The following is a 1,314-nucleotide window of genomic DNA, read 5'->3' as shown; positions in this document are numbered from 1 at the left end:
CCCCTGTACGACCGGCCGCTGGCACTGGCAGACATCGAACACCGGCTGCGCCATTGCTACGACCCGTACCACGCGAAGCTGGCCTCGTTGATCAACGCCGCGCACGAGCGGCACGGGTTCGTGCTGCACGTCAACTGCCACTCGATGAAGTCGGTGGGCAATGCCATGAACGACGACGTGGGTCAGGTCAGGCCGGACATCGTCGTCAGCGATCTCAATGGGCGGTGTGCCAGCCCCTTGTTGACGCAATGGATCGCGGCAACCCTCGGTGCCATGGGGTACCGGGTGGGCGTGAACGACCCTTACCAAGGGGCCGAGCTGATACGCCGCCACGGCGTGCCGTCCGAAGGGCGGCACAGCGTGCAGATCGAGCTCAACCGCGCCCTCTACATGGACGAGGCCGCGTTCGTGAAGACCGCGGGCTACAGCCGGCTGGTGGGTGATCTCCGGCTATTGGTCGGCGAGTTGGCGCAAAGCCTCGCCACCAGTCTCCGCGTGGGCCAGCCACTGCAGCGCTGAGTCCGTCCTAACTCGCCCCTTTTGCACCTTTCTTTGCCGAGCGTTTGCTGCTCGGCAGGGCGCAGCCGTGCCGAAACGTGACGCCTTCTTCAACCGCCAGCAACGAGGATTTCATGCATACCTTCAGGACCCACTCCCTCACCGCGATGGCCTCGGCCGCATTGGCGCTCGCTCAAGCGCCGGCCTGGGCACAGGGCGTCAGCATCTACGGGCGCATCGTTCTGTCGGCCAACATCGTCAAGACCGGCGATGCCGACAAGCAGAAACAGCTGACCGACAACGCCTCTCGGCTTGGTTTTCGCGGCACAGAAGATCTCGGCTATGACATGAAGGCCCAGTTCGGGCTGGAGATGGGCCTCAATGCGGACACCGGCGCTTCGACCACGCCCGCGTACCGAAACGCGTATGTGGCGCTGGGCAGCGGCTTCGGCACCGTGGCCCTCGGGCGGCTGGACTCGGCCAACCCGACAGGCTCTCCGCTGTACTCCCAGGTGACGGCCATCACCAGCTTCGCCGCCAACGACGCGGGCGCCACGGCCATCGGCACGTCGATGCTCAACGCGCGTAATCGCACGTCAAACTCGCTGGGCTACCTGAGCCCCACGTGGAACGGCTTCAACCTTCGCGTGCGCGGCTATCTGCGCGGCGCACCTGCCACGCCTGACGTCGAGAACGGTGCCAAGTCCCTTGACGTGGGCTTGAACTACTCGGCCGGCGCCTTCAAGGCGGCGCTCGGCTTCGGCAAGGACATGCGACCCGGTGGCCTGGCCGACAACGAGTTCGACGACAAATGGC

Annotated in this window: 2 protein-coding genes; both read left to right on the top strand. The window is 65.4% G+C overall.

All coding sequences use genetic code 11. The features are described 5' to 3' along the window. The coding region (locus tag AC1DYI_RS35890; RefSeq protein WP_477208858.1) for an N-formylglutamate amidohydrolase at window positions 1-519 on the top strand (519 nt) is incomplete at its 5' end. A 113-nt stretch (window positions 520-632) separates the two neighbouring features. Further along, window positions 633-1,314 (top strand): porin (locus AC1DYI_RS35885; RefSeq protein ID WP_477208857.1); only part of this gene is annotated, 682 nt, incomplete at its 3' end.

It is taken from the genome of Ideonella sp. P3_A4 (assembly GCF_056403075.1).
Note: the sequence above shows the minus strand (reverse complement) of the source record. Positions and strands in the feature narration are given on the sequence as shown.